The sequence below is a fragment of the Enterobacter sp. 50588862 genome, from assembly GCF_001462935.1.
GTDB lineage: Bacteria > Pseudomonadota > Gammaproteobacteria > Enterobacterales > Enterobacteriaceae > Enterobacter > Enterobacter bugandensis.
Map to the genome: position 1 here is coordinate 391477 of NZ_LNHM01000021.1, position 21862 is coordinate 413338.

Sequence of the window (21862 nt, forward strand, 5' to 3'; positions counted from 1 at the left end):
AGGGAGAAAACAGTAGTCCGGGTAAGGCGAAACCGCCACCCGGCTTGTTTTATCAGAACACGTTAAACGGGTATTCCACGTAAGCGCGGATCTCGTCCCCGCCCACGTTATAGTCGCTGGCGTTGCTGGAGACGCGCAGCACGGAGTAGCGCAGTTTCAGCTTCAGATCTTTCGCCGGGCCGTCCTGCACCTGGTACTGGATCTGGTTAAACCACTCGTGCTCTTTGCCGTTGCTGGTTTCAGACGTCTTAATGTTGTCGCCGCGCACGTAGGCGGTGGTCCAGCTCAGGCCCGGCAGGCCGAGACCCGCGAAGTCCAGACCGTAGGATGCCTGCCATGAGCGCTCGTCTTCACCGTTAAAGTCAGACCAGTAGGAGTTCGCCAGCCAGATGGTGTTGCCGCCGTCGCCCACGCCGCCCTTGTCGCGATAGCCGCCGTAGTTATAGCCGGTGCTGCCGCTGCTCTGCTGGTACGCCACTTTGAACGTGTGAATATCCCAGATGTAGCTCGCCGCCAGGCTCCAGATGGTGTTGCTGCGGCCCGTGTCGAGGCTGTCAGCGTAGCCCTGATCCAGACGCGAGTTATAGCCGTTAAAGTCGAGCACCAGCTGCTGCCCGGTGCTGAACGGCTGTTTGAAATTCAGCCCCAGGTACTGTTTGTTCATCACCTCTTCGTTATGAGAGGCGTATAGCGCGCCGCTGAACTGGTCGTTGAACTGGTAGCTTGCGCCACCGAAAGTCAGGCTTTTCAGGCCGCTGTCGTGGCGGTCGTCGCTTTTACGCTGCTCGTCGGTGAAATAACCGGCGTTCACTTCCAGCCCGTCGATCTCTTTCGAGGTCAGCATGGCACCGGTGTAGCTTTCAAACAGCAGGCGGGAGCTGTCGGCGTTAACGATAGGCAGTTCAGGACGCTGGTTACCGTAGCTCAGCACGGTATTCGAGATCCGCATTTTGGCGGTAGCGCCAAATTTCGCTAAATCGGATTTGGCCCGGCCATCGTCTTCCTGTTTAAAGAAGTCGATACCGCCCGCGCCGCTCTTGCCGCGACCGCCGTCCAGGCGCACGCCGTACTGCGCGATGCCGTCCACGCCAAAGCCCACCAGCCCTTCGGTATAGCCGGATTCAAAGGTGGCGATGATTCCCTGACCCCATTCGGCTTTATCCTGCTGGCCCTGATGGTAGTCACGGCTGATATACGCATTGCGTAAAAACAGGTCTAAATGACTGTCGTCGATAAAACCCTTGCTGTCAGATTGCTGGCTTGCAGCGGCGGGTAATGCGGCGAATAAACTTAAAGCAATTAACGATAATTCTTTTTTCACGGAGGGAACGTCTCTGTCTTAATATATTAAATTGAATTACTGCGTGTTTGATAATTACCGGAAAGATTAACGATTGCAATAAATATGTGACCAGACGTTTCAGTCGGAAAGGGTTGATTTGACGGGGCTTTCAGAGGTGTTACCGATACGTGCGATTTAGTTAGCAATTCATGCGAAATAAAAAGGAGGCAAAATTGCCTCCTTCCAAAATTATTTAATTCCGTCAGCGGCCATTCGGTCGCGAATATGCTGTGCGCGCGCTTCTGAGGCCGGGTGATCATCAAACATGGAGCTCTGGCGACCCGCTTCCAGTTTTGCCAGCTTTTCGAAGCTGGTGGCTAAACCGGATGGATTAATACCGCGTTTGCGCAACAGATCGTAGGAGTAGTCGTCCGCTTCGGACTCCTGACGCTGCGAGAACTGGGAGTTAACCAGTTTTTCACCTACGTCTCCAAGCTGCGACTGGGACAGGCTGCCAACGATGCCGCCCGCAGAGGCCGCCGCCGCGCGAATGGCGTTGGTGCCTAAGGCAACCTGCATCCCTTTCTTCACGTGGCCGAGCGCAACGTGACCCATTTCATGGCCGATAACCGCTTCCACTTCGTTGTCGGTCATCATATCCATCAGCCCGCTGTAGACGCGGATACAGCCGTTAGCCATCGCGAAGGCGTTGACGTCTTTCGCCATGTAAACCTTGTAGTTCACCGGTTGGCCGTTGATGTTATCGCCGAGCGCGGAAGCAATCTTATTCAGACGCTGCGTGTAGGTACTGTCAGCCGGCGCAAGCGTGGCTTTTCCGTCCATATCTTTACAGGCCTGATCGCTCAGCGCTTTAACCTGCGCGTCGCTCAGGGAGTAGGCCTGAAAGGCTTCTGCACCTGAGGTCATCAGACCGTTAGAGTCCATATTCTGACAGCCGCTCAGCACGAGCGTTGTACCCAGGGCCAGCACTATTGCACGCATTTTCATGAGGTTGCTTCCGTACTCGTTAAACTGAATAAAATCCGAAAAGTGCACCCGCAACGAAGCCGGGGCGGGATAAGTATAAGGAATATCTACAGGCGCGGGCGAGCAGATTGCGCAACATGCGAGCATGATCCAGAGATTTCTTAAGCTGCAAAAGAATGGTCCATGTACATGCCCTGCGGCTTGGGTTACATTGTTGGCACTTTTTTCCGGCGTAGCCCAAAACGCGCTGTCGTCAAGGGCATGGCCTTTAACAGTCCGATCTGGAGTTAAAATGTCCTCACGTAAAGAGCTTGCTAATGCTATTCGTGCGCTGAGCATGGACGCAGTACAGAAAGCCAAATCCGGCCACCCGGGTGCCCCTATGGGTATGGCTGATATCGCCGAAGTCCTGTGGCGTGATTTCCTTAACCACAACCCGCAGAACCCGGCATGGGCTGACCGCGACCGTTTCGTGCTGTCTAACGGCCACGGCTCTATGCTGATCTACAGCCTGCTGCACCTCACCGGCTACGATCTGCCAATCGAAGAGCTGAAAAACTTCCGTCAGCTGCACTCCAAAACTCCAGGTCACCCGGAAGTGGGCTACACCGCTGGCGTAGAAACCACCACCGGCCCGCTGGGTCAGGGCATTGCTAACGCTGTGGGTATGGCGATTGCCGAGAAGACCCTGGCGGCGCAGTTCAACCGTCCTGGCCATGACATCGTTGACCACTTCACCTACGCTTTCCTGGGCGACGGCTGCATGATGGAAGGCATTTCTCACGAAGTGTGCTCCCTGGCTGGTACCCTGAAGCTGGGTAAACTGGTGGCGTTCTACGACGACAACGGTATCTCCATCGACGGTCACGTTGAAGGCTGGTTCACCGACGACACCGCCGCACGTTTCGAAGCCTACGGCTGGCACGTTGTGCGTGGTGTTGATGGCCACGATGCTGACTCGATTAAACGTGCAGTAGAAGAAGCTCGCGCAGTCACCGACAAACCGTCCCTGCTGATGTGCAAAACCATCATCGGCTTCGGTTCTCCGAACAAAGCGGGCACCCATGACTCCCACGGCGCACCGCTGGGCGACGCGGAAATCGCACTGACCCGTGAAGCACTGGGCTGGAAACACCCTGCCTTCGAAATCCCGTCTGAGATCTATGCTCAGTGGGATGCTAAAGAAGTGGGCCAGGCGAAAGAAGCGGCCTGGAACGAGAAATTCGCTGCCTATGCGAAGGCGTTCCCACAGGAAGCGGCTGAATTCACCCGTCGTATGAAAGGCGATATGCCGTCTGACTTCGACGCGAAAGCCAACGAATTCATCGCGAAGCTGCAGGCGAACCCGTCTAAAATCGCCAGCCGTAAAGCATCTCAGAATGCGATTGAAGCGTTCGGTCCGCTGCTTCCAGAATTCCTGGGCGGCTCCGCTGACCTGGCGCCTTCTAACCTGACCCTGTGGTCTGGTTCTAAGCCAATCAACGAAGACACTGCCGGTAACTACATCCATTACGGTGTACGTGAGTTCGGTATGACCGCTATCGCGAACGGTATCGCTCTGCACGGTGGTTTCCTGCCATACACCTCTACCTTCCTGATGTTCGTGGAATATGCACGTAATGCTGTGCGTATGGCTGCACTGATGAAACAGCGTCAGGTGATGGTCTACACCCATGACTCCATCGGTCTGGGCGAAGATGGTCCAACTCACCAGCCGGTAGAGCAGGTAGCTTCCCTGCGCGTAACCCCGAACATGAGCACATGGCGTCCATGTGACCAGGTTGAATCTGCGGTGGCGTGGAAATACGGCGTTGAGCGTCAGGACGGCCCGACCGCTCTGATCCTCTCCCGTCAGAACCTGGCGCAGCAGGAGCGTACCCCTGAGCAACTGGCGAACATCGCCCGCGGTGGCTACGTGCTGAAAGATTGCGCGGGCCAGCCTGAGCTGATCTTCATCGCGACCGGTTCTGAAGTTGAACTGGCTGTAGCAGCATGGGAAAAACTGACTGCCGAAGGCGTGAAGGCGCGCGTGGTCTCCATGCCGTCTACCGATGCGTTCGACAAGCAGGATGCGGCTTACCGTGAATCCGTACTGCCTAAAGCGGTTTCCGCTCGCGTGGCAGTGGAAGCGGGTATTGCTGACTACTGGTTCAAATACGTGGGTCTGAACGGCGCTATCGTCGGTATGACCACCTTCGGTGAGTCTGCTCCGGCAGAACAGCTGTTCGAAGAGTTCGGCTTCACCGTTGAGAACGTGGTCGCTAAGGCGAAAGAACTGCTGTAATCGCCGTTTTGCCCGGTGGCGCTTACGCTGACCGGGCCTACAAATGGCTCAAAAGTAGGCCGGGTCAGCGCTAGCGCTTACCCGGCTTTTTTTGCGTCATTATTCCAACGAAAATGTGACGCAAGTCATATAGCTCGCTTATTCATCTGGACAGACATTCCTTTTATTCCCCGATTCGCTTATTCTTGCTGAAGCGTTTCAGTCGATTAAATGTTCGACAATTGACCAATCAATCGCAGTTTGTGATAGCAAAGATTCCCCTTCGGGCGTCGCTGGATTACTCTTTCAGCCACCTCAAACTCAGGGATTGCTTTGCAGGAGATCTATGACCGTACGCGTAGCGATTAATGGCTTCGGTCGCATCGGGCGTAATGTGGTTCGTGCTTTGTATGAATCCGGACGTCGGGCGGAAATCACCGTGGTGGCAATCAATGAACTGGCGGATGCTGCTGGCATGGCGCATTTATTGAAGTATGACACCAGCCACGGCCGCTTTGCCTGGGATGTGCGCCAGGAAAGAGATCAGCTTTTTGTGGGTGATGACGCTATTCGTGTGCTGCATGAGAACAGCATTTCCGGGCTACCCTGGCGTGAACTGGGTGTGGATGTCGTGCTTGACTGTACCGGTGTGTATGGCAACCGCGAACACGGCGAAGCGCATCTGACAGCAGGCGCGAAAAAAGTCCTGTTTTCTCATCCCGGAAGTAACGACCTCGACGCGACCGTCGTGTTTGGCGTCAACCAGCATGAGCTGCAAGCCGAACACCGCATTGTTTCCAACGCCTCCTGCACCACCAACTGCATTATTCCGGTCATCAAACTGTTAGACGATGCGTATGGCATTGAATCCGGCACCGTAACTACGATTCATTCCGCCATGCACGATCAGCAGGTTATCGACGCCTATCACCCGGATTTACGACGCACTCGCGCGGCGAGCCAGTCAATCATCCCGGTGGACACGAAACTGGCTGCAGGGATCACCCGAATTTTCCCGCAGTTTAATGACCGTTTCGAAGCGATTGCCGTGCGTGTTCCGACGATAAACGTCACCGCAATCGACCTCAGCGTGACGGTGAAAAAACCGGTAAAAGCCTGTGAAGTCAACCTGTTGCTGCAAAAAGCGGCACAGGGAGCATTTCATGGTATAGTTGACTATACGGAATTACCGTTGGTCTCAGTAGATTTTAACCACGACCCGCACAGCGCCATCGTGGATGGCACGCAGACGCGAGTCAGTGGTGCGCACCTTATCAAGACGCTGGTCTGGTGTGATAACGAATGGGGCTTTGCTAACCGAATGCTCGACACCACGTTAGCCATGGCCGCAAAAGGTTTCAGGTAGAGCGCACCTTGCGCTTGCAAAACTTTAAGAATCAACGAGAGGATTCACCATGTCTGTAATTAAGATGACCGATCTGGATCTGGCAGGTAAACGCGTTTTCATCCGTGCCGATCTGAACGTACCGGTTAAAGATGGCAAAGTGACCAGCGACGCGCGTATCCGTGCATCTCTGCCAACCATTGAACTGGCTCTGAAGCAGGGCGCTAAAGTGATGGTCACCTCCCACCTGGGCCGTCCAACTGAAGGCGAGTACAACGAAGAGTTCTCTCTGCTGCCGGTTGTTAATTACCTGAAAGACAAACTGTCCAACCCGGTTCGCCTGGTGAAAGATTACCTGGACGGCGTAGACGTTGCCGAAGGTGAGCTGGTTGTTCTGGAAAACGTTCGCTTCAACAAAGGCGAAAAGAAAGACGACGAAACCCTGTCCAAAAAATACGCTGCACTGTGCGACGTATTCGTGATGGATGCATTCGGTACTGCGCACCGTGCGCAGGCATCTACCCACGGTATCGGTAAATTCGCAGACGTCGCGTGTGCGGGTCCTCTGCTGGCTGACGAACTGGAAGCACTGGGTAAAGCACTGAAAGAACCTGCTCGCCCAATGGTCGCTATCGTTGGTGGTTCTAAAGTGTCTACCAAACTGACCGTTCTGGATTCCCTGTCTAAAATCGCTGACCAGCTGATCGTTGGCGGTGGTATTGCGAACACCTTCGTTGCCGCTCAGGGCCACAACGTGGGTAAATCCCTGTACGAAGCAGACCTGGTTGACGAAGCCAAACGCCTGCTGGGTACCTGTGATATCCCGGTTCCAACTGACGTTCGCGTGGCGACTGAGTTCTCCGAAACCGCAACCGCGACCCTGAAATCAGTAAACGACATCAAAGACGAAGAGCAGATTCTGGACCTGGGCGACGTTTCTGCACAGAAACTGGCTGAAATCCTCAAAAACGCAAAAACTATCCTGTGGAACGGTCCTGTTGGCGTGTTCGAATTCCCGAACTTCCGCAAAGGGACTGAAATCGTGGCTAACGCAATCGCAGACAGCGAAGCGTTCTCTATCGCAGGCGGTGGTGACACCCTGGCAGCAATCGACCTGTTCGGTATCGCTGACAAGATCTCCTACATCTCCACTGGTGGCGGCGCATTCCTCGAATTCGTGGAAGGCAAAGTACTGCCAGCAGTAGCAATGCTCGAAGAGCGCGCTAAGAAGTAAGCCATTCAAGGGCAGGGAAACCTGCCCAATTTTCAGCGCGCTTTTAAGAGCTCGCACCTTTTCTAACGGCCGAAGATACAGGACTAAGCAACATGTCTAAAATTTTTGATTTCGTAAAACCTGGCGTTATCACTGGTGATGACGTACAGAAAGTGTTCCAGGTAGCTAAAGAAAACAACTTCGCTCTGCCAGCAGTTAACTGCGTAGGTACCGACTCCATCAACGCCGTACTGGAAACCGCTGCAAAAGTTAAAGCACCGGTTATCGTTCAGTTCTCTAACGGCGGCGCTGCGTTCATCGCAGGTAAAGGCGTGAAAACTGACATTCCTCAGGGTGCTGCTATCCTGGGTGCTATCTCTGGTGCGCACCACGTTCACCAGATGGCTGAACACTACGGTGTTCCAGTTATCCTGCACACTGACCACTGCGCGAAGAAACTGCTGCCGTGGATCGACGGTCTGCTGGACGCGGGTGAAAAACACTTCGCGGCAACCGGTAAGCCACTGTTCTCTTCTCACATGATCGACCTGTCTGAAGAGTCACTGCACGAAAACATCGAAATCTGCTCTAAGTACCTGGCGCGCATGGCCAAAATGGACATGACCCTGGAAATCGAACTGGGTTGCACCGGTGGTGAAGAAGACGGCGTGGACAACAGCCACATGGACGCTTCTGCCCTGTACACCCAGCCAGAAGACGTTGATTACGCTTACACCGAGCTGAGCAAAATCAGCCCACGCTTCACCATTGCAGCGTCCTTCGGTAACGTACACGGCGTTTATAAGCCAGGTAACGTGGTTCTGACCCCGACCATCCTGCGTGATTCTCAGGAATACGTGTCTAAGAAACACAACCTGCCGCACAACAGCCTGAACTTCGTCTTCCACGGCGGTTCCGGTTCTTCTGCTCAGGAAATCAAAGACTCCGTAAGCTACGGCGTAGTGAAAATGAACATCGATACCGACACCCAGTGGGCAACCTGGGACGGTATTCTGCAGTACTACAAAGCGAACGAAGCTTACCTGCAGGGCCAGCTGGGCAACCCGAAAGGCGAAGACCAGCCGAACAAGAAATACTACGATCCACGCGTATGGCTGCGCGCTGCTCAGACGTCCATGGTGACCCGTCTGGAGCAGGCTTTCAAAGAACTGAACGCAATCGACGTTCTGTAATTTGAGCTGCTGACAGCATCAGAAGGCCCGCAAATGCGGGCCTTTTTTTATGCTTTTTCAATACCCTGTCAGACCTGTTTTTGTGATCTGTTTGGCAAAGCCGGTGCTTTTTGTTTACCCTTTACTGACCTGCCTGTCTCCATGGGGGATGGATTTTGTGTTTTGGTTTAACAAAAGGAAGAATAAATGGAACAACTCGATGTTGTAGACAGCATCAATAACGCCGGTAACTGGCTGGTGCGCAACCAGGCCCTGCTGCTGAGCTATGCCGTGAACATTGTCGCGGCGATTGCCATCATCATCGTCGGGATGATCGTGGCGCGTATCGTGTCGAACGCCGTCAACCGTGTGATGGTCGCACGACACATTGACGCCACGGTGGCTGACTTCCTCTCCGCACTGGTGCGCTACGGCATTATCGCCTTCACGCTGATTGCCGCGCTGGGCCGTGTTGGGGTGCAAACCGCCTCCGTGATTGCCGTTCTCGGTGCCGCCGGTCTGGCCATTGGTCTGGCACTGCAGGGCTCGCTTTCAAACCTGGCGGCGGGCGTACTGCTGGTGACTTTCCGTCCGTTCCGTTCCGGTGAATATGTTGACCTTGGCGGCATCGCCGGTACCGTGTTGCAGGTACAGATTTTCTCTACCACCCTGCGTACCGTCGATGGTCGTATTGTTGTGGTACCGAACGGGAAAATCATTGCGGGCAATATCATTAACTTCTCCCGCGAGCCGGTGCGTCGTAACGAGCTCATCATCAGCGTGGCGTATGATTCCGATATCGATCAGGTGAAGTCGCTGATCGCGAATATCATCGCCTCTGACGACCGCATTCTGAAGGACCGCGAGCAGACGGTTCGCCTGAACGAACTGGGTGCTTCCTCTATTAACTTCGTGGTGCGTATCTGGAGCAAAAGCAGCGATCTGCAAAACGTTTACTGGGATGTGCTGGAGCGCATCAAGCGCGATTTCGACGCCAACGGCATCAGCTTCCCTTACCCGCAGATGGACGTAAACGTCAAAAAAGTCAAAGAAGCAGAATAACGTCACCCGAAGGCCCGGTAAGCGCTCGCGCCACCGGGCTTTACTTTCATAAGCTCCGCTAATACCCAATTAATATTATCCATTTCCTCTAATGTGATTCGCGCAGTATAGTCAGCCTCCAGAACAACACTGCGAGAAAATCGTCATGCTATCTTATTATTTTCAAGGACTTGCCTTAGGTGCGGCCATGATTTTACCCCTCGGCCCGCAAAACGCCTTCGTGATGAATCAGGGCATTCGCCGCCAGTATCATCTGATGATTGCCCTGCTGTGCGCGGTGAGCGATCTGCTGCTGATTTGCGCCGGCATTTTTGGCGGCAGCGCGCTGCTGATGCAGTCACCCTGGCTGCTGGCGCTGGTGACCTGGGGCGGCGTGGCGTTTCTGCTGTGGTACGGATTTGGTGCCCTGAAAACGGCGATGAGCAGCAACCTCGAACTGGCGAGCGCGGAAGTCATGAAGCAGGGCCGCTGGAAGATTATCGTCACCATGCTGGCGGTCACCTGGCTAAATCCGCACGTCTACCTCGACACCTTCGTAGTGCTGGGTAGCCTGGGCGGACAGCTGGACGTTGAGCCGAAACGCTGGTTTGCGCTCGGCACGGTCAGCGCCTCTTTCCTCTGGTTCTTCGGTCTCGCCATTCTGGCGGCATGGCTGGCGCCTCGTCTGCGGACTGCCAAAGCCCAGCGCATTATTAATACCCTGGTGGGGCTGGTGATGTGGTTCATTGCTTTTCAGCTGGCAAAAGAGGGCATTCACCACGTCCAGGAATTGTTCAACTAATCCTTGTCTTATGGACAACTGAGCAAGACCCGCTAAGCTTGCTGGCATGAGCCCTGTTGTTAGGGCACTCTTCGCAACATGGAGGAATGACAGTGAAGTTTAAAGTGATGGCCCTCGCGGCATTAGTAAGTTTCGGTGCGGTGTCGGCGCAGGCAAGTGAACTGCCGGATGGCCCGCACATCGTCACGTCAGGCACCGCAAGCGTGGACGCGGTACCGGATGTTGCAACCCTGGCAATTGAAGTGAATGTGGCGGCGAAAGATGCCGCTTCCGCCAAAAAACAGGCAGACGATCGTGTTGCGCAATATCTCTCTTTCCTGGAACAGAACGGTGTTGCTAAAAAAGACATCAGCTCTGCGAACCTGCGTACCCAGCCCGATTACGACTACCAGAACGGCAAAAGTATCCTGAAAGGCTACCGTGCCGTGCGCACCGTGGAAGTGACCGTGCGTCAGCTTGATAAGCTTAACTCGTTGCTTGATGGCGCGTTAAAAGCGGGGCTGAATGAAATTCGTTCTGTCTCACTGGGCGTTGCGCAACCGGAGAAATACAAAGACGAAGCGCGTAAAGCGGCGATTGATGATGCCATTCATCAGGCGGAACAGCTGGCGTCTGGCTTCAAGAGCAAGCTTGGCCCGGTATACAGCGTGCGTTACCACGTCTCTAACTACCAGCCAAGCCCGATGGTTCGCATGATGAAGGCGGACGCCGCGCCGGTTTCTGCTCAGGAAACCTACGAGCAGCCAACGATTCAGTTCGACGATCAGGTTGATGTGGTGTTCCAGCTGGAACCCGTTGCAGCACAGCCGAAACCTGCACAATAATCAATAGGCCGGGTAAGGCGTAGCCGCCACCCGGCTTTTCATTTTAATCCTGTCTCAACACCTTATGTCCAAACGCCAGCAGCGCATCAGTCACGTTGCGCATCATGCGGCTTTCTGGCGCAAAACGGTGCCAGTACAGCATCCGGCGCTGATACAGCCCCGGCGTCAGGTCAATCAGCTCACCGCTTTTCAACTCTTTCTCAATCTGTAAATGCGGGATCATGCAGCAGGTGGTGCCCTGACGCGCCAGCTGCACAAAGGCTTCGGACGAGTTAACGATATGACACGGCACGCTGCCCGGCGGCAGGTCGAAGTTTTGCTGCAAAAACGCCTGGTGCATATCGTCCAGATGGTCGAACGCCACGGCAGGCGCCTTCAGCAGCGCGGCGCGGGTGACGCCATTCGGGAAGTAGCGCTCCGCAAAGGCTTTTGAACCGACAAACAGGTAGTCGAGCGCGCCCAGCTGATCGACAAGACAGCTTGGCAGGGCCTGAGGCTGGATACTGACCGCCCCAACCACTTCGCCGCGACGCAGGCGCTCCTGGGTGCGGGTTTCATCTTCGACCTGAAGATTCAGGCGGATAGGGGAGTCGGCCAGCACCGGCGCAAGGGCCGGCAGCAGCCAGGTCGCCAGACTGTCGGCGTTCACCGCCAGCGAGAGCAGCAGCGGCGTGGAACCCGTTTGTTCGTCACCCAGCCACTCGTCTTCCAGCAGTTCAACCTGACGCAGCAGGGCGAGAAGCTTTTGCCCTTGCTCCGTTGGGCGCGGCGGCACGGTACGCACCAGCAGCGGCTGCCCGAACATGTTTTCAAGCTGTTTGATACGCTGTGATACGGCGGACTGGGTGATGCACAGCTTTTGCGCTGCGCGCTCAAAGCCGCGTTCACGAATAACTGCATCAAGTGCCTGTAGTGTTCTGTAGTCCGGACGTTTCATTGCTCTGGCTGGCTCCTAAATTTTGCTTAATCTGCACTATGACACAATTTTCCCTTCCTGGCAGACGAAATCCATTCGACGTGTTCTATAATGCGCCCTGAGTTTTCACACCACAGGCAAAACGATCATGACGCAGGATGAACTGAAAAAAGCAGTAGGATGGGCCGCTCTCCAGTACGTACAGCCAGGGACCATTGTCGGTGTTGGTACGGGGTCAACGGCGGCGCACTTTATCGATGCACTGGGCACGATGAAGGGGCAGATCGAGGGCGCGGTTTCCAGCTCCGATGCGTCCACGGAAAAGCTGAAAAGCCTCGGCATTACCGTTTTCGATCTCAACGAAGTGGATCGTCTGGGCATTTACGTTGATGGCGCGGATGAAATCAACGGCCATATGCAGATGATCAAAGGCGGCGGCGCGGCGCTGACCCGTGAAAAGATCATCGCCTCCGTGGCGGACAAGTTCATCTGCATCGCGGATGCCTCCAAGCAGGTCGACATTCTGGGTAATTTCCCGCTGCCGGTTGAAGTGATCCCGATGGCGCGCAGTGCGGTTGCCCGTCAGCTGGTGAAGCTGGGCGGCCGTCCGGAATACCGTCAGGGCGTGGTCACCGACAACGGTAACGTCATCCTCGATGTTCACGGTCTGGAGATTCTCGACGCGATTGCGCTGGAAAACGCCATCAACGGCATTCCAGGCGTCGTCACCGTAGGATTATTTGCCAACCGCGGCGCGGATGTAGCGCTGATCGGTACGGCTGACGGTGTGAAAACCATCGTAAAATGATCTGACGGGGGGAGTGCTCCCCCCGCTAAAAAATTTTTGAAAAGCTAAATTTGGTGACTTGTGTCACGCTTTTCCGCCTCTTTTGCCGATCCTGCCACGTTTGTAAATTTCCTCAGCATTTTACTCTGTCATTTTGCCCTGTATGACTTTTCTTCAGAGTGCCGACGCAAACGTTCATATTGCTGCAATAGTTTTTTTTGATATGTTGGCTACAGCGGATTTCAATCCAGCACAACATCAGTTCAGATAAAAACAGGGTCGGGGAAATGGCAAAGGTATCACTGGAGAAAGACAAGATTAAATTCCTGCTGGTCGAGGGCGTGCATCAGAAAGCGCTTGATAGCCTTCGTGCGGCGGGTTACACCAACATCGAATTTCACAAAGGCGCGCTGGACACGGAAGAGCTGAAAGCCGCCATCCGTGATGCCCACTTCATTGGCCTGCGATCCCGTACCCACCTGACTGAAGACGTGATTGCCGCGGCAGAAAAGCTGGTTGCTATTGGCTGTTTCTGCATCGGCACCAACCAGGTCGACCTGAACGCTGCCGCAAAACGCGGTATCCCGGTCTTTAACGCCCCGTTCTCTAACACCCGTTCCGTGGCGGAGCTGGTGATTGGCGAGCTGCTGCTGCTGCTGCGCGGTATCCCGGAAGCTAACGCCAAAGCGCACCGTGGCGTGTGGAACAAACTGGCCGCGGGCTCATACGAAGCCCGTGGTAAAAAGCTGGGTATCATCGGCTACGGCCACATCGGTACCCAACTGGGGATCCTGGCGGAATCGCTGGGGATGCACGTCTACTTCTACGATATCGAAAGCAAGCTGCCGCTGGGTAACGCGACGCAGGTACAGCATCTGTCTGACCTGCTGAACATGAGCGACGTGGTCAGCCTGCACGTGCCGGAAAACGCCTCCACCAAAAACATGATGGGCGCGGAAGAGCTGGCGCTGATGAAGCCAGGATCTCTGCTGATCAACGCCGCGCGTGGTACGGTGGTCGATATCCCTGCACTGTGCGATGCGCTGAAGCGTAAGCATCTGGCGGGGGCGGCCATCGACGTGTTCCCGACGGAACCGGCCACCAACAGCGATCCGTTTAACTCTCCGCTGTGCGAATTCGACAACGTGATCCTGACGCCGCACATCGGCGGTTCTACTCAGGAAGCGCAGGAGAATATTGGTCTGGAAGTGGCGGGTAAGCTGAGCAAATATTCCGACAACGGTTCAACGCTTTCTGCGGTGAACTTCCCGGAAGTGTCTCTGCCGCTGCACGGCGGTCGTCGTCTGCTGCACATCCACGAAAACCGTCCTGGCGTGCTGACCGCCATCAACCAGATTTTTGCCGAGCAGAGCGTTAACATTGCCGCCCAGTATCTGCAAACCAACTCGCAGATGGGTTATGTGGTTATCGATATTGAAGCCGATGAAGATGTTGCTGAGAAAGCGCTGCAGAGCATGAAGGCCATACCGGGAACGATTCGCGCGCGCCTGTTGTACTGATAGTGCGGTCTGTGGTGTCGGGTGGCGGCTACGCCTTACCCGACCTACGTTGAGCTTTTGTAGGCCGGGTAAGCGTAAGCGCCACCCGGCTTTATGCTACCAAAGCCACGTTTTACCTGGCGTTACCACCGCCGGCAGCGGCACATCCCATTTCTCCACCGGCAACGCCTCCACGCACTGACAATCATGCGCGTAGCCTACCGGCTGCAGCCTGTACTGCTGCCAGTTTTGCAGCGTTCGGTCATAGAACCCCCCGCCCATGCCTAAGCGCTGTCCCTGCTCATCAAACGCCACCAGCGGCGTAATCAGCACGTCCAGCTCGGACAGCGGGAGTACGTCGCGCACGTCGAGTTTCGGCTCGGTGATTTTCAGACGATTCACCACCAGCTCGCTGTGCGGATGGTAGTGCAGAAACAGCAGATTGCCCCGGCTGAACGGATGCAGTACCGGCAGGTAAACTTTTTTCCCGGCGCGCCAGAGCTGGTCGATAAGCGGCTGGGTGTCCAGCTCGCCGTCAAACGAGAGAAAGAGCGCGACGGTATTTGCCATCACCACGGGCGGATAGGCCATCATGCGGGCGGCGGCCTGCTGCGCAAAGTGTGCCTGTTGTTCGACGCTTAAGGCGCGACGACGCTGGCGAATGAGCTGACGAATGTCCTGGCGTAAAGCAGAAACTTCAGGGAATTGAGTCATGGTAGTCGGTAGAAGAAGAGAGAGGGAATCTCCGAGATGCCGCCGCAGGCTGTAACCCTTGAACCCTTGGTTCAAGGTGAATGTGTCGTCATAGTTTTAAGGCTTCTCGGACGAACCGAGCATGCTCACCAACCATGGAGCGCCACATTCTTGTGGTATGAAATATCGGCTCAGGGGACTGGCCCGCTTGCAAACATCTCAGAGAAATTTTGTCTTCACAGTTACTCTACCATAGTCAACTGCGAAGTGTTATTCAAACTTTGGTCCCGGTCTTTCGGGATTGCGACCTTGATCAAGCAACGCCTGTTCAATGGTCTGCTGGAGCATTTTAATGCGCTGCTCCATGCTAGCCGCGTAATCGCGGGTCTTCGCTTTTTCCTGAGTCAGTTCATAGCTGATGTTCAACGCGGCGATGAAAACCAGCTGCTCAGTATTTGTGACTCTAGTGCGTTCTTTTAGATCTTGCAACCGCTGATTCAAATCGTCCGCAGCCTGATTCAAAGCATCCCTTTGTTCAGGTGGACAATTCACTCGCAGTGAACGGCCAAAAATCTGGAGATCGACGGGTTGTGCAGACATGCCACCTTCCTGCTGATTGACTGCGCTGCCTTCGCTTACTGCCCCGGGGGCTGCGAAGGGGCGACACTATAGCTACCCTGATGTGAAGATACAAGCCCTTTTCTGGTATCACCAGGGTCCAAAGTGGTAGCATATCATGAATATCCTCCCTTTGATGACGAATGCGTATGTCTATACAGAACGAAATGCCTGGTTACAAGGATTTAAACCAGTTACTGAACCAGCAGGGCGTCGGTCTTACCCCTGCCGAAATGCACGGTCTGATCAGCGGCATACTGTGCGGCGGAAACAGCGACAGCTCATGGCAGCCGCTGATCCACGACCTCACCAACGAAGGGCTGGCGTTTGGCCACGAACTGGCGGAAGCGCTGCGAAAAATGCACGCGGCAACCAGCGATTCGCTGGAAGACGATGGCTTCCTTTTTCAGCTTTATCTGCCTGAAGGCGACGATGTCAGCGTCTTCGATCGCGCCGATGCGCTCGCGGGGTGGGTAAACCACTATCTGCTTGGCCTGGGCGTCACCCAGCCTAAGCTTGATAAAGTCACCGGCGAAGCGGGTGAAGCGATTGACGATCTGCGCAACATCGCCCAGCTTGGCTACGATGAAGAGGAAGATCAGGAAGAGCTGGAAATGTCTCTCGAAGAGATCATCGAGTACGTGCGCGTGGCGGCGCTGCTGTGCCACGACAACTTTACGCGCTCGCAGCCGACCGCGCCGGAAGTTCGCAAGCCAACCTTACATTAAGAAAAATAACGCACAGGAGGGTGTCATGGTTATCTCGCAACAAGAGTATTTGCGCCGTCGTCAGGCGCTGCTGGCAAACATGCAGCCGGGAAGCGCGGCGCTGATTTTTGCCGCGCCGGAAGTGACGCGCAGCGCCGACAGCGAATACCCCTATCGCCAGAGCAGCGATTTCTGGTACTTCACCGGCTTCAACGAGCCGGAAGCGGTGCTGGTGCTGATTAAGAGCAATGACACCCACAACCACAGCGTGATTTTCAACCGCGTACGAGACTTAACCGCTGAGATCTGGTTTGGCCGCCGCTTAGGGCAAGAGGCCGCCCCGGAAAAGCTGGGCGTTGACCGCGCGCTGGCGTTTAGCGAAATCAACCAGCAGCTCTATCAGCTGCTTAATGGCCTCGACGTGCTCTACCACGCGCAGGGCGAATACGCCTACGCCGATGAGATTGTTTTCAACGCGCTGGAAAAACTGCGTAAAGGCTCGCGGCAGAACCTGTCCGCGCCCGCCACCCTCACGGACTGGCGTCCGGTGGTGCACGAGATGCGTCTGTTCAAATCTGAAGAAGAGCTGAACGTGCTGCGCCGTGCGGGCGAAATCAGCGCCCTGGCGCACACCCGCGCGATGGAAAAATGCCGCCCCGGAATGTTCGAATACCAGCTGGAAGGCGAAATTCACCACGAATTTAACCGCCACGGCGCGCGTTATCCCTCCTACAACACCATCGTTGGCGGCGGGGAAAACGGCTGCATTCTGCACTATACCGAAAACGAAAGCGCGCTGCGCGACGGCGATCTGGTGCTGATTGACGCCGGTTGCGAATATCAGGGCTACGCGGGCGACATCACGCGTACCTTCCCGGTGAACGGCAAGTTTTCGCCAGCGCAGCGGGCGATTTATGACATCGTTCTCGAATCTCTCGAGACGGCGCTGACGCTGTATCGCCCGGGCACCTCCATTCAGGAGGTGACCGGTGAGGTGGTGCGTATCATGATTACCGGGCTGGTTAAGCTTGGGATCCTCAAAGGGGATGTCGACACCCTGATTACCGAGAATGCTCACCGCCCGTACTTTATGCACGGCCTGAGCCACTGGCTGGGGCTGGACGTGCACGACGTGGGCGCGTACGGCCCTGAACGTTCGCGCGTGCTTGAACCGGGCATGGTGCTGACCGTCGAGCCGGGCCTGTACATCGCGCCGGATGCCGACGTGCCAGAGGAATACCGCGGAATTGGCATTCGTATTGAAGACGACATCGTCATCACCGAAACCGGCAACGAAAACCTGACCGCGAGCGTGGTGAAAAAAGCGGACGATATCGAGGCGCTGATGGCAGCGGCGCGCGTATGAGCGTGATTATCGTTGGCGGCGGCATGACTGGCGCCACGCTGGCGTTAGCCATCTCGCATTTGACGAAGGGGCAGCTTCCGGTGCATCTGGTTGAAGCCGTCGCGCCGCAGGCGAAGAATCACCCTGGGTTTGATTCCCGCGCCATTGCTCTGGCGCAGGGCACCTGCCAGCAGCTATCCCGCATTGGCATCTGGCAGGCCATCGCCGACTGCGCTACCGCCATTAATACCGTGCACGTGAGCGATCGCGGTCATGCCGGGTTTGTGACGCTGGATGCCCATGATTACCGTATTGACGCGCTGGGTCAGGTCGTTGAACTGCACGATATTGGCCTGCGCCTGTTCCGCCTGTTGCAGGACGCGCCGGGCGTTACGTTGCACTGCCCGGCACGCGTTGCCAGCTTCACCCGCAGTGAAGACGCGGTCAGCGTAACGCTGGACAATGGCACCGTGCTTGACGGACAGCTTCTGGTGGCGGCTGACGGGTCGCGCTCGGCGCTCGGCACCCAGTGCGGCGTAGCGTGGCGGCAGCAGCCTTACGGGCAGGTCGCGGTCATCGCGAACGTCTCGACCGCAGCAGAACACAACGGCCGGGCGTTTGAGCGCTTCACCCAGCACGGCCCGCTGGCGATGCTGCCGATGACGGGCGGGCGCTGCTCGCTGGTCTGGTGCCACCCGCAGGAAAAGGCCGAAGAGGTTAAATCCTGGTCCGACGAACGTTTTTGTACCGAGCTGCAGAAAGCCTTTGGCTGGCGGCTGGGGCGTATTACCCATGCCGGGAAACGTGCGGTCTATCCGCTTTCGTTAACCACGGCGTCACAGTCTGTTTCTCACCGCGTGGCGCTGGTCGGCAACGCGGCGCAAACCCTCCACCCCATCGCCGGTCAGGGCTTTAACCTTGGCCTGCGGGATGTGATGAGCCTGGCCGAAACGCTTTCGCAGGCGTGGAGCGAACAAAAAGACTGTGGCGCTTACCCGGTGCTAAGCCATTACCAGACGCGACGTCAGGCCGATAAAGAGGCGACAATTGGCGTCACCGACGGCTTAGTCCATCTCTTTGCCAATCGCTGGGCGCCGCTGGTTGTTGGTCGCAACCTCGGGCTGATGGCGATGGAACTGTTCATTCCGGCACGTGACGTGCTGGCGCAGCGGACCCTGGGTTGGGTCGCGCGTTAAGGAGTTATCACTGTGCAAAATGTTGATGTTGCCATCGTTGGCGGCGGAATGGTTGGGCTGGCGCTGGCCTGTGGATTACAGGGCAGCGGCCTGCGCGTGGCCGTGCTGGAGCAAAAGCAGCCCCAGCCTGTCGCATCAGATGCTCCGCCGGAACTCCGCGTGTCGGCGATTAATGCGGCCAGCGAAAAGCTTTTGACGCGTCTCGGCGTCTGGTCAGATATCGTCGCCCAGCGCGCCAGCTGCTATCACGGCATGGAAGTGTGGGACAAAGACAGCTTTGGCCATATTGCCTTTGATGATGAAAGCATGGGCTATAGCCATCTGGGGCATATCATAGAGAATGCGGTGATCCACCACGCGCTGTGGCAGAAAGCAGAGCAGTGCAGCGACGTGACGCTGGTTGCGCCTGCGCAGATCCAGCAGGTGGCATGGGGCGAAAACGAGGCGTTTATCACCCTGCAAAGCGGCGACATGCTGACCGCGCGTCTGGTGGTCGGTGCCGACGGCGCTAACTCCTGGCTGCGCAACAAGGCTGATATCCCGCTAACGTACTGGGATTACCGCCATCATGCGATGGTGGCAACGATCCGTACTGAAGAGCCGCACGGCGGCGTTGCGCGGCAGATTTTCCACAACGACGGCATACTGGCGTTCCTGCCGCTTGCCGATCCGCACCTGTGCTCGATTGTCTGGTCCCTGGTACCGGATAAAGCGCAGCAGATGCAGGATGCGACGCCGGAGGCCTTTAACCAGGCGCTGTGCGTGGCGTTTGATAACCGCCTTGGCCTGTGCGCGCTTGAAAGCGAGCGGCTGGTTTTCCCGTTAACCGGCCGCTACGCGCGTCAATTTGCCGCGCACCGTCTGGCACTGGTGGGGGATGCGGCCCATACCATTCATCCGCTGGCCGGGCAGGGCGTTAACCTCGGCTTTATGGACGCGGCGGAACTGGTGGAAGAACTGCGTCGCCTGCACCGTGAAGGTAAAGATATCGGCCAGCATCTGTATCTGCGTCGCTACGAGCGCAGCCGCAAGCACAGTGCGGCGATGATGCTGGCAGGAATGCAGGGCTTCCGCGAGCTGTTTGCCGGGGCAAATCCGGCGAAAAAACTGCTGCGCGATATCGGCCTCAAGCTGGCCGACACCCTTCCCGGCGTCAAACCTCAACTTCTTCGTCAGGCAATGGGTCTTAACGATCTTCCCGACTGGTTACGCTAACCTCGATCCCCGTCACACTTTATTTTCCCGGCCTCTGCGTCGGGGAAATCCCCTCGTTTGAAATATTCTAATTCCACGCCATTTTTCGCATTAGTTATTCTCATGTCGTGATTTTCACGTGACGGAAATTCGGCCCGTTTTTCCGCACGAAATATCACCATGTGCTAAATCCTGTTAGATCATTGTTAATTTTGTGCGGGGTTAATCGCATTTTTCCAGTGAATAACTCTGTAGGCTTTCCAGCGTTTTTTGGTCATAAGCTAATGTGATGACCCGTTTTACCTTATGGTTAACCGCCGGTTTCGGTGGTAAGTTCAGGTAAAAGAGAACGTTTGCGTCGGCATTCGGGAACGAGGCCGATACCGGGTTTCACGGTGAATTTTTCAACGAGGACAAGATGGCTCAACAGACTCCTTTGTACGAACAGCACGTGTTATGCGGCGCCCGCATGGTGGACTTCCATGGCTGGATGATGCCACTGCACTACGGCTCGCAGATAGATGAGCACCACGCGGTGCGCACCGATGCCGGTATGTTCGACGTGTCCCACATGACGATTGTCGATCTGCGCGGTAGCCGCACCCGGGAGTTTTTGCGTTATCTGCTGGCAAACGACGTCGCCAAACTGAAGACGCCGGGTAAAGCGCTCTATACCGGCATGCTCAATGCCTCGGGCGGCGTGATTGATGACCTTATCGTCTACTACTTCACCGAAGATTTCTTCCGCCTCGTTGTAAACTCCGCCACCCGCGAAAAAGACCTCTCCTGGATCACCCAACACGCCGAACCTTATGCCGTCGACATCACCGTCCGCGACGATCTGTCGCTGATCGCCGTGCAGGGGCCGAACGCGCAGGCAAAAGCCGCCTCTCTCTTTAACGACGAGCAGCGCACCGCCACCGAAGGCATGAAGCCGTTCTTCGGCGTGCAGGCGGGGGATCTGTTTATCGCCACCACCGGCTACACCGGTGAAGCGGGCTACGAAATTGCGATGCCGAACGAGAAAGCTGCCGATTTCTGGCGTGCCCTGGTAGAGGCGGGCGTGAAGCCTGCGGGTCTGGGCGCGCGCGATACGCTGCGTCTGGAAGCGGGCATGAACCTCTACGGTCAGGAAATGGATGAAGGCGTCTCTCCGCTGGCGGCCAACATGGGCTGGACCATCGCGTGGGAACCGGCTGACCGTGACTTTATTGGCCGTGAAGCGCTGGAGATGCAGCGCGAGAAGGGCACCGAACAGCTGGTGGGACTGGTGATGAAGGAAAAAGGCGTGCTGCGCGGTGAGCTGCCGGTGCGCTTTACCGATGCTGACGGCAATCATCGCGAAGGCGTGATCACCAGCGGAACCTTCTCCCCGACGCTGGGCTACAGTATTGCACTGGCACGCGTGCCGGCAGGCATTGGCGACACGGCGGTAGTGCAAATCCGCAACCGCGAAATGCCGGTCCACGTGACCAAACCGATTTTTGTTCGCGCCGGTAAGCCGGTCGCCTAATCATTTTTATCAGGAGAACTTCAATGAGCAATGTGCCAGCAGAACTGAAATACAGCAAAGAACACGAGTGGCTGCGCAAAGAGGCGGACGGCACTTACACCGTCGGGATCACCGAGCACGCGCAGGAGCTGCTGGGCGACATGGTGTTTGTTGACCTGCCTGACGTGGGCACGACTGTTAGCGCGGGCGACGACTGCGCCGTGGCGGAGTCCGTAAAAGCGGCGTCTGACATCTACGCACCGGTAAGCGGCGAGATTGTTGCGGTCAACGATGCGCTGAGCGATTCGCCAGAGCTGGTCAACAGCGAGCCTTATGAAGGCGGCTGGATCTTCAAGATCAAAGCCAGCGACGAATCGCAAGTTGCCGCGCTGCTGGATGCAACCGCGTACGAAGCACTGTTAGAAGACGAGTAAGCCATTATCCCTCTCCCCTTTGGGGAGAGGGTAGGGCGAGGGGAACAGACGA

At 56.2% G+C, this 21862-nt stretch carries 20 protein-coding genes and 1 other RNA gene; 15 read left to right on the forward strand and 6 right to left on the reverse strand.

Features of this window, described 5'->3' with window-relative positions:
* Positions 1-52: 52 nt before the first annotated feature.
* Together APT89_RS09750 and loiP are read right to left on the reverse strand one after the other, a co-directional pair.
* Positions 53-1321, reverse strand: a complete 1269-nt coding sequence (locus APT89_RS09750; RefSeq protein ID WP_045260753.1) for an OprD family outer membrane porin — start codon at positions 1319-1321, stop codon at positions 53-55.
* 210 nt (positions 1322-1531) lie between these two features.
* A complete protein-coding gene (gene loiP, locus APT89_RS09755; RefSeq protein ID WP_028014340.1) occupies positions 1532-2290 on the reverse strand; it encodes a metalloprotease LoiP in 759 nt (252 codons plus the stop codon).
* A gap of 271 nt (positions 2291-2561) precedes the next feature.
* On the opposite strand from loiP, the gene tkt reads away from it, so the two are divergent.
* The 7 genes from tkt to APT89_RS09790 all read left to right on the forward strand — a co-directional run bounded on the left by tkt (position 2562) and on the right by APT89_RS09790 (position 10929).
* Positions 2562-4553 carry a transketolase gene (gene tkt, locus APT89_RS09760; RefSeq protein WP_041908344.1) on the forward strand — a complete coding sequence of 664 codons (1992 nt, stop codon included), beginning with the start codon at positions 2562-2564 and terminating at the stop codon, positions 4551-4553.
* 325 nt (positions 4554-4878) lie between these two features.
* The gene (gene epd / locus APT89_RS09765) at positions 4879-5898 is read left to right on the forward strand and encodes an erythrose-4-phosphate dehydrogenase (protein ID WP_047367434.1); all 1020 of its coding nucleotides are present in this window, start codon (positions 4879-4881) and stop codon (positions 5896-5898) included.
* A gap of 49 nt (positions 5899-5947) precedes the next feature.
* Positions 5948-7111 carry a phosphoglycerate kinase gene (gene pgk, locus APT89_RS09770; protein WP_028014337.1) on the forward strand — a complete coding sequence of 388 codons (1164 nt, stop codon included), beginning with the start codon at positions 5948-5950 and terminating at the stop codon, positions 7109-7111.
* 92 nt (positions 7112-7203) lie between these two features.
* Complete coding sequence (gene fbaA, locus APT89_RS09775) at positions 7204-8283, forward strand: class II fructose-bisphosphate aldolase (protein WP_008499731.1); 1080 nt, start codon at positions 7204-7206, stop codon at positions 8281-8283.
* A gap of 186 nt (positions 8284-8469) precedes the next feature.
* Positions 8470-9324, forward strand: coding sequence for a small-conductance mechanosensitive channel MscS (gene mscS, locus APT89_RS09780; RefSeq protein ID WP_003860082.1), 855 nt, complete (start codon positions 8470-8472; stop codon positions 9322-9324).
* A gap of 145 nt (positions 9325-9469) precedes the next feature.
* Positions 9470-10105 (forward strand): arginine exporter ArgO, encoded by a 636-nt coding sequence (gene argO / locus APT89_RS09785; RefSeq protein WP_021242063.1) that lies wholly within the window; start codon positions 9470-9472, stop codon positions 10103-10105.
* Between the two features lie 92 nt (positions 10106-10197).
* The gene (locus APT89_RS09790; protein ID WP_028014336.1) at positions 10198-10929 is read left to right on the forward strand and encodes an oxidative stress defense protein; all 732 of its coding nucleotides are present in this window, start codon (positions 10198-10200) and stop codon (positions 10927-10929) included.
* Positions 10930-10972: 43 nt separating this feature from the next.
* On the opposite strand, the gene argP is transcribed toward APT89_RS09790, so the two are convergent.
* Positions 10973-11866, reverse strand: a complete 894-nt coding sequence (gene argP, locus APT89_RS09795) for a DNA-binding transcriptional regulator ArgP (RefSeq protein ID WP_003860089.1) — start codon at positions 11864-11866, stop codon at positions 10973-10975.
* 127 nt (positions 11867-11993) lie between these two features.
* Here argP and rpiA point away from each other — a divergent pair, with 127 nt between their 5' ends.
* Both rpiA and serA read left to right on the forward strand, forming a co-directional pair.
* Positions 11994-12653: a ribose-5-phosphate isomerase RpiA gene (rpiA, locus tag APT89_RS09800; RefSeq protein ID WP_003860091.1), complete on the forward strand. Its 660-nt coding sequence runs from the start codon at positions 11994-11996 to the stop codon at positions 12651-12653.
* A gap of 266 nt (positions 12654-12919) precedes the next feature.
* Positions 12920-14152 carry a phosphoglycerate dehydrogenase gene (gene serA, locus APT89_RS09805; protein WP_041908347.1) on the forward strand — a complete coding sequence of 411 codons (1233 nt, stop codon included), beginning with the start codon at positions 12920-12922 and terminating at the stop codon, positions 14150-14152.
* Positions 14153-14248: 96 nt separating this feature from the next.
* Here serA and APT89_RS09810 read toward each other — a convergent pair whose 3' ends face one another.
* The 3 genes from APT89_RS09810 to zapA all read right to left on the reverse strand — a co-directional run bounded on the left by APT89_RS09810 (position 14249) and on the right by zapA (position 15424).
* A complete protein-coding gene (locus APT89_RS09810) occupies positions 14249-14845 on the reverse strand; it encodes a 5-formyltetrahydrofolate cyclo-ligase (RefSeq protein WP_060572208.1) in 597 nt (198 codons plus the stop codon).
* A gap of 24 nt (positions 14846-14869) precedes the next feature.
* Positions 14870-15053: non-coding RNA, 6S RNA (ssrS, locus tag APT89_RS09815), on the reverse strand.
* Between the two features lie 41 nt (positions 15054-15094).
* Positions 15095-15424 carry a cell division protein ZapA gene (gene zapA, locus APT89_RS09820; RefSeq protein WP_006811891.1) on the reverse strand — a complete coding sequence of 110 codons (330 nt, stop codon included), beginning with the start codon at positions 15422-15424 and terminating at the stop codon, positions 15095-15097.
* A gap of 167 nt (positions 15425-15591) precedes the next feature.
* On the opposite strand from zapA, the gene APT89_RS09825 reads away from it, so the two are divergent.
* The 6 genes from APT89_RS09825 (at position 15592) to gcvH (ending at position 21810) form a co-directional block, all read left to right on the forward strand.
* On the forward strand, positions 15592-16170 hold the full coding sequence (locus APT89_RS09825; RefSeq protein WP_028014333.1) for a YecA/YgfB family protein: 579 nt from the start codon (positions 15592-15594) through the stop codon (positions 16168-16170).
* A 31-nt stretch (positions 16171-16201) separates the two neighbouring features.
* Complete coding sequence (gene pepP, locus APT89_RS09830) at positions 16202-17515, forward strand: Xaa-Pro aminopeptidase (protein ID WP_028014332.1); 1314 nt, start codon at positions 16202-16204, stop codon at positions 17513-17515.
* Positions 17512-18690 (forward strand): 2-octaprenyl-6-methoxyphenyl hydroxylase, encoded by a 1179-nt coding sequence (gene ubiH / locus APT89_RS09835; RefSeq protein ID WP_045260937.1) that lies wholly within the window; start codon positions 17512-17514, stop codon positions 18688-18690. The genes pepP and ubiH overlap by 4 nt, the downstream gene beginning before the upstream one ends.
* A gap of 12 nt (positions 18691-18702) precedes the next feature.
* Complete coding sequence (gene ubiI, locus APT89_RS09840; protein ID WP_060572210.1) at positions 18703-19905, forward strand: FAD-dependent 2-octaprenylphenol hydroxylase; 1203 nt, start codon at positions 18703-18705, stop codon at positions 19903-19905.
* Between the two features lie 397 nt (positions 19906-20302).
* A complete protein-coding gene (gcvT, locus tag APT89_RS09845) occupies positions 20303-21397 on the forward strand; it encodes a glycine cleavage system aminomethyltransferase GcvT (protein WP_049001427.1) in 1095 nt (364 codons plus the stop codon).
* Between the two features lie 23 nt (positions 21398-21420).
* Positions 21421-21810, forward strand: coding sequence for a glycine cleavage system protein GcvH (gcvH, locus tag APT89_RS09850; protein WP_008499718.1), 390 nt, complete (start codon positions 21421-21423; stop codon positions 21808-21810).
* The last annotated feature ends 52 nt before the right edge of the window (positions 21811-21862 follow it).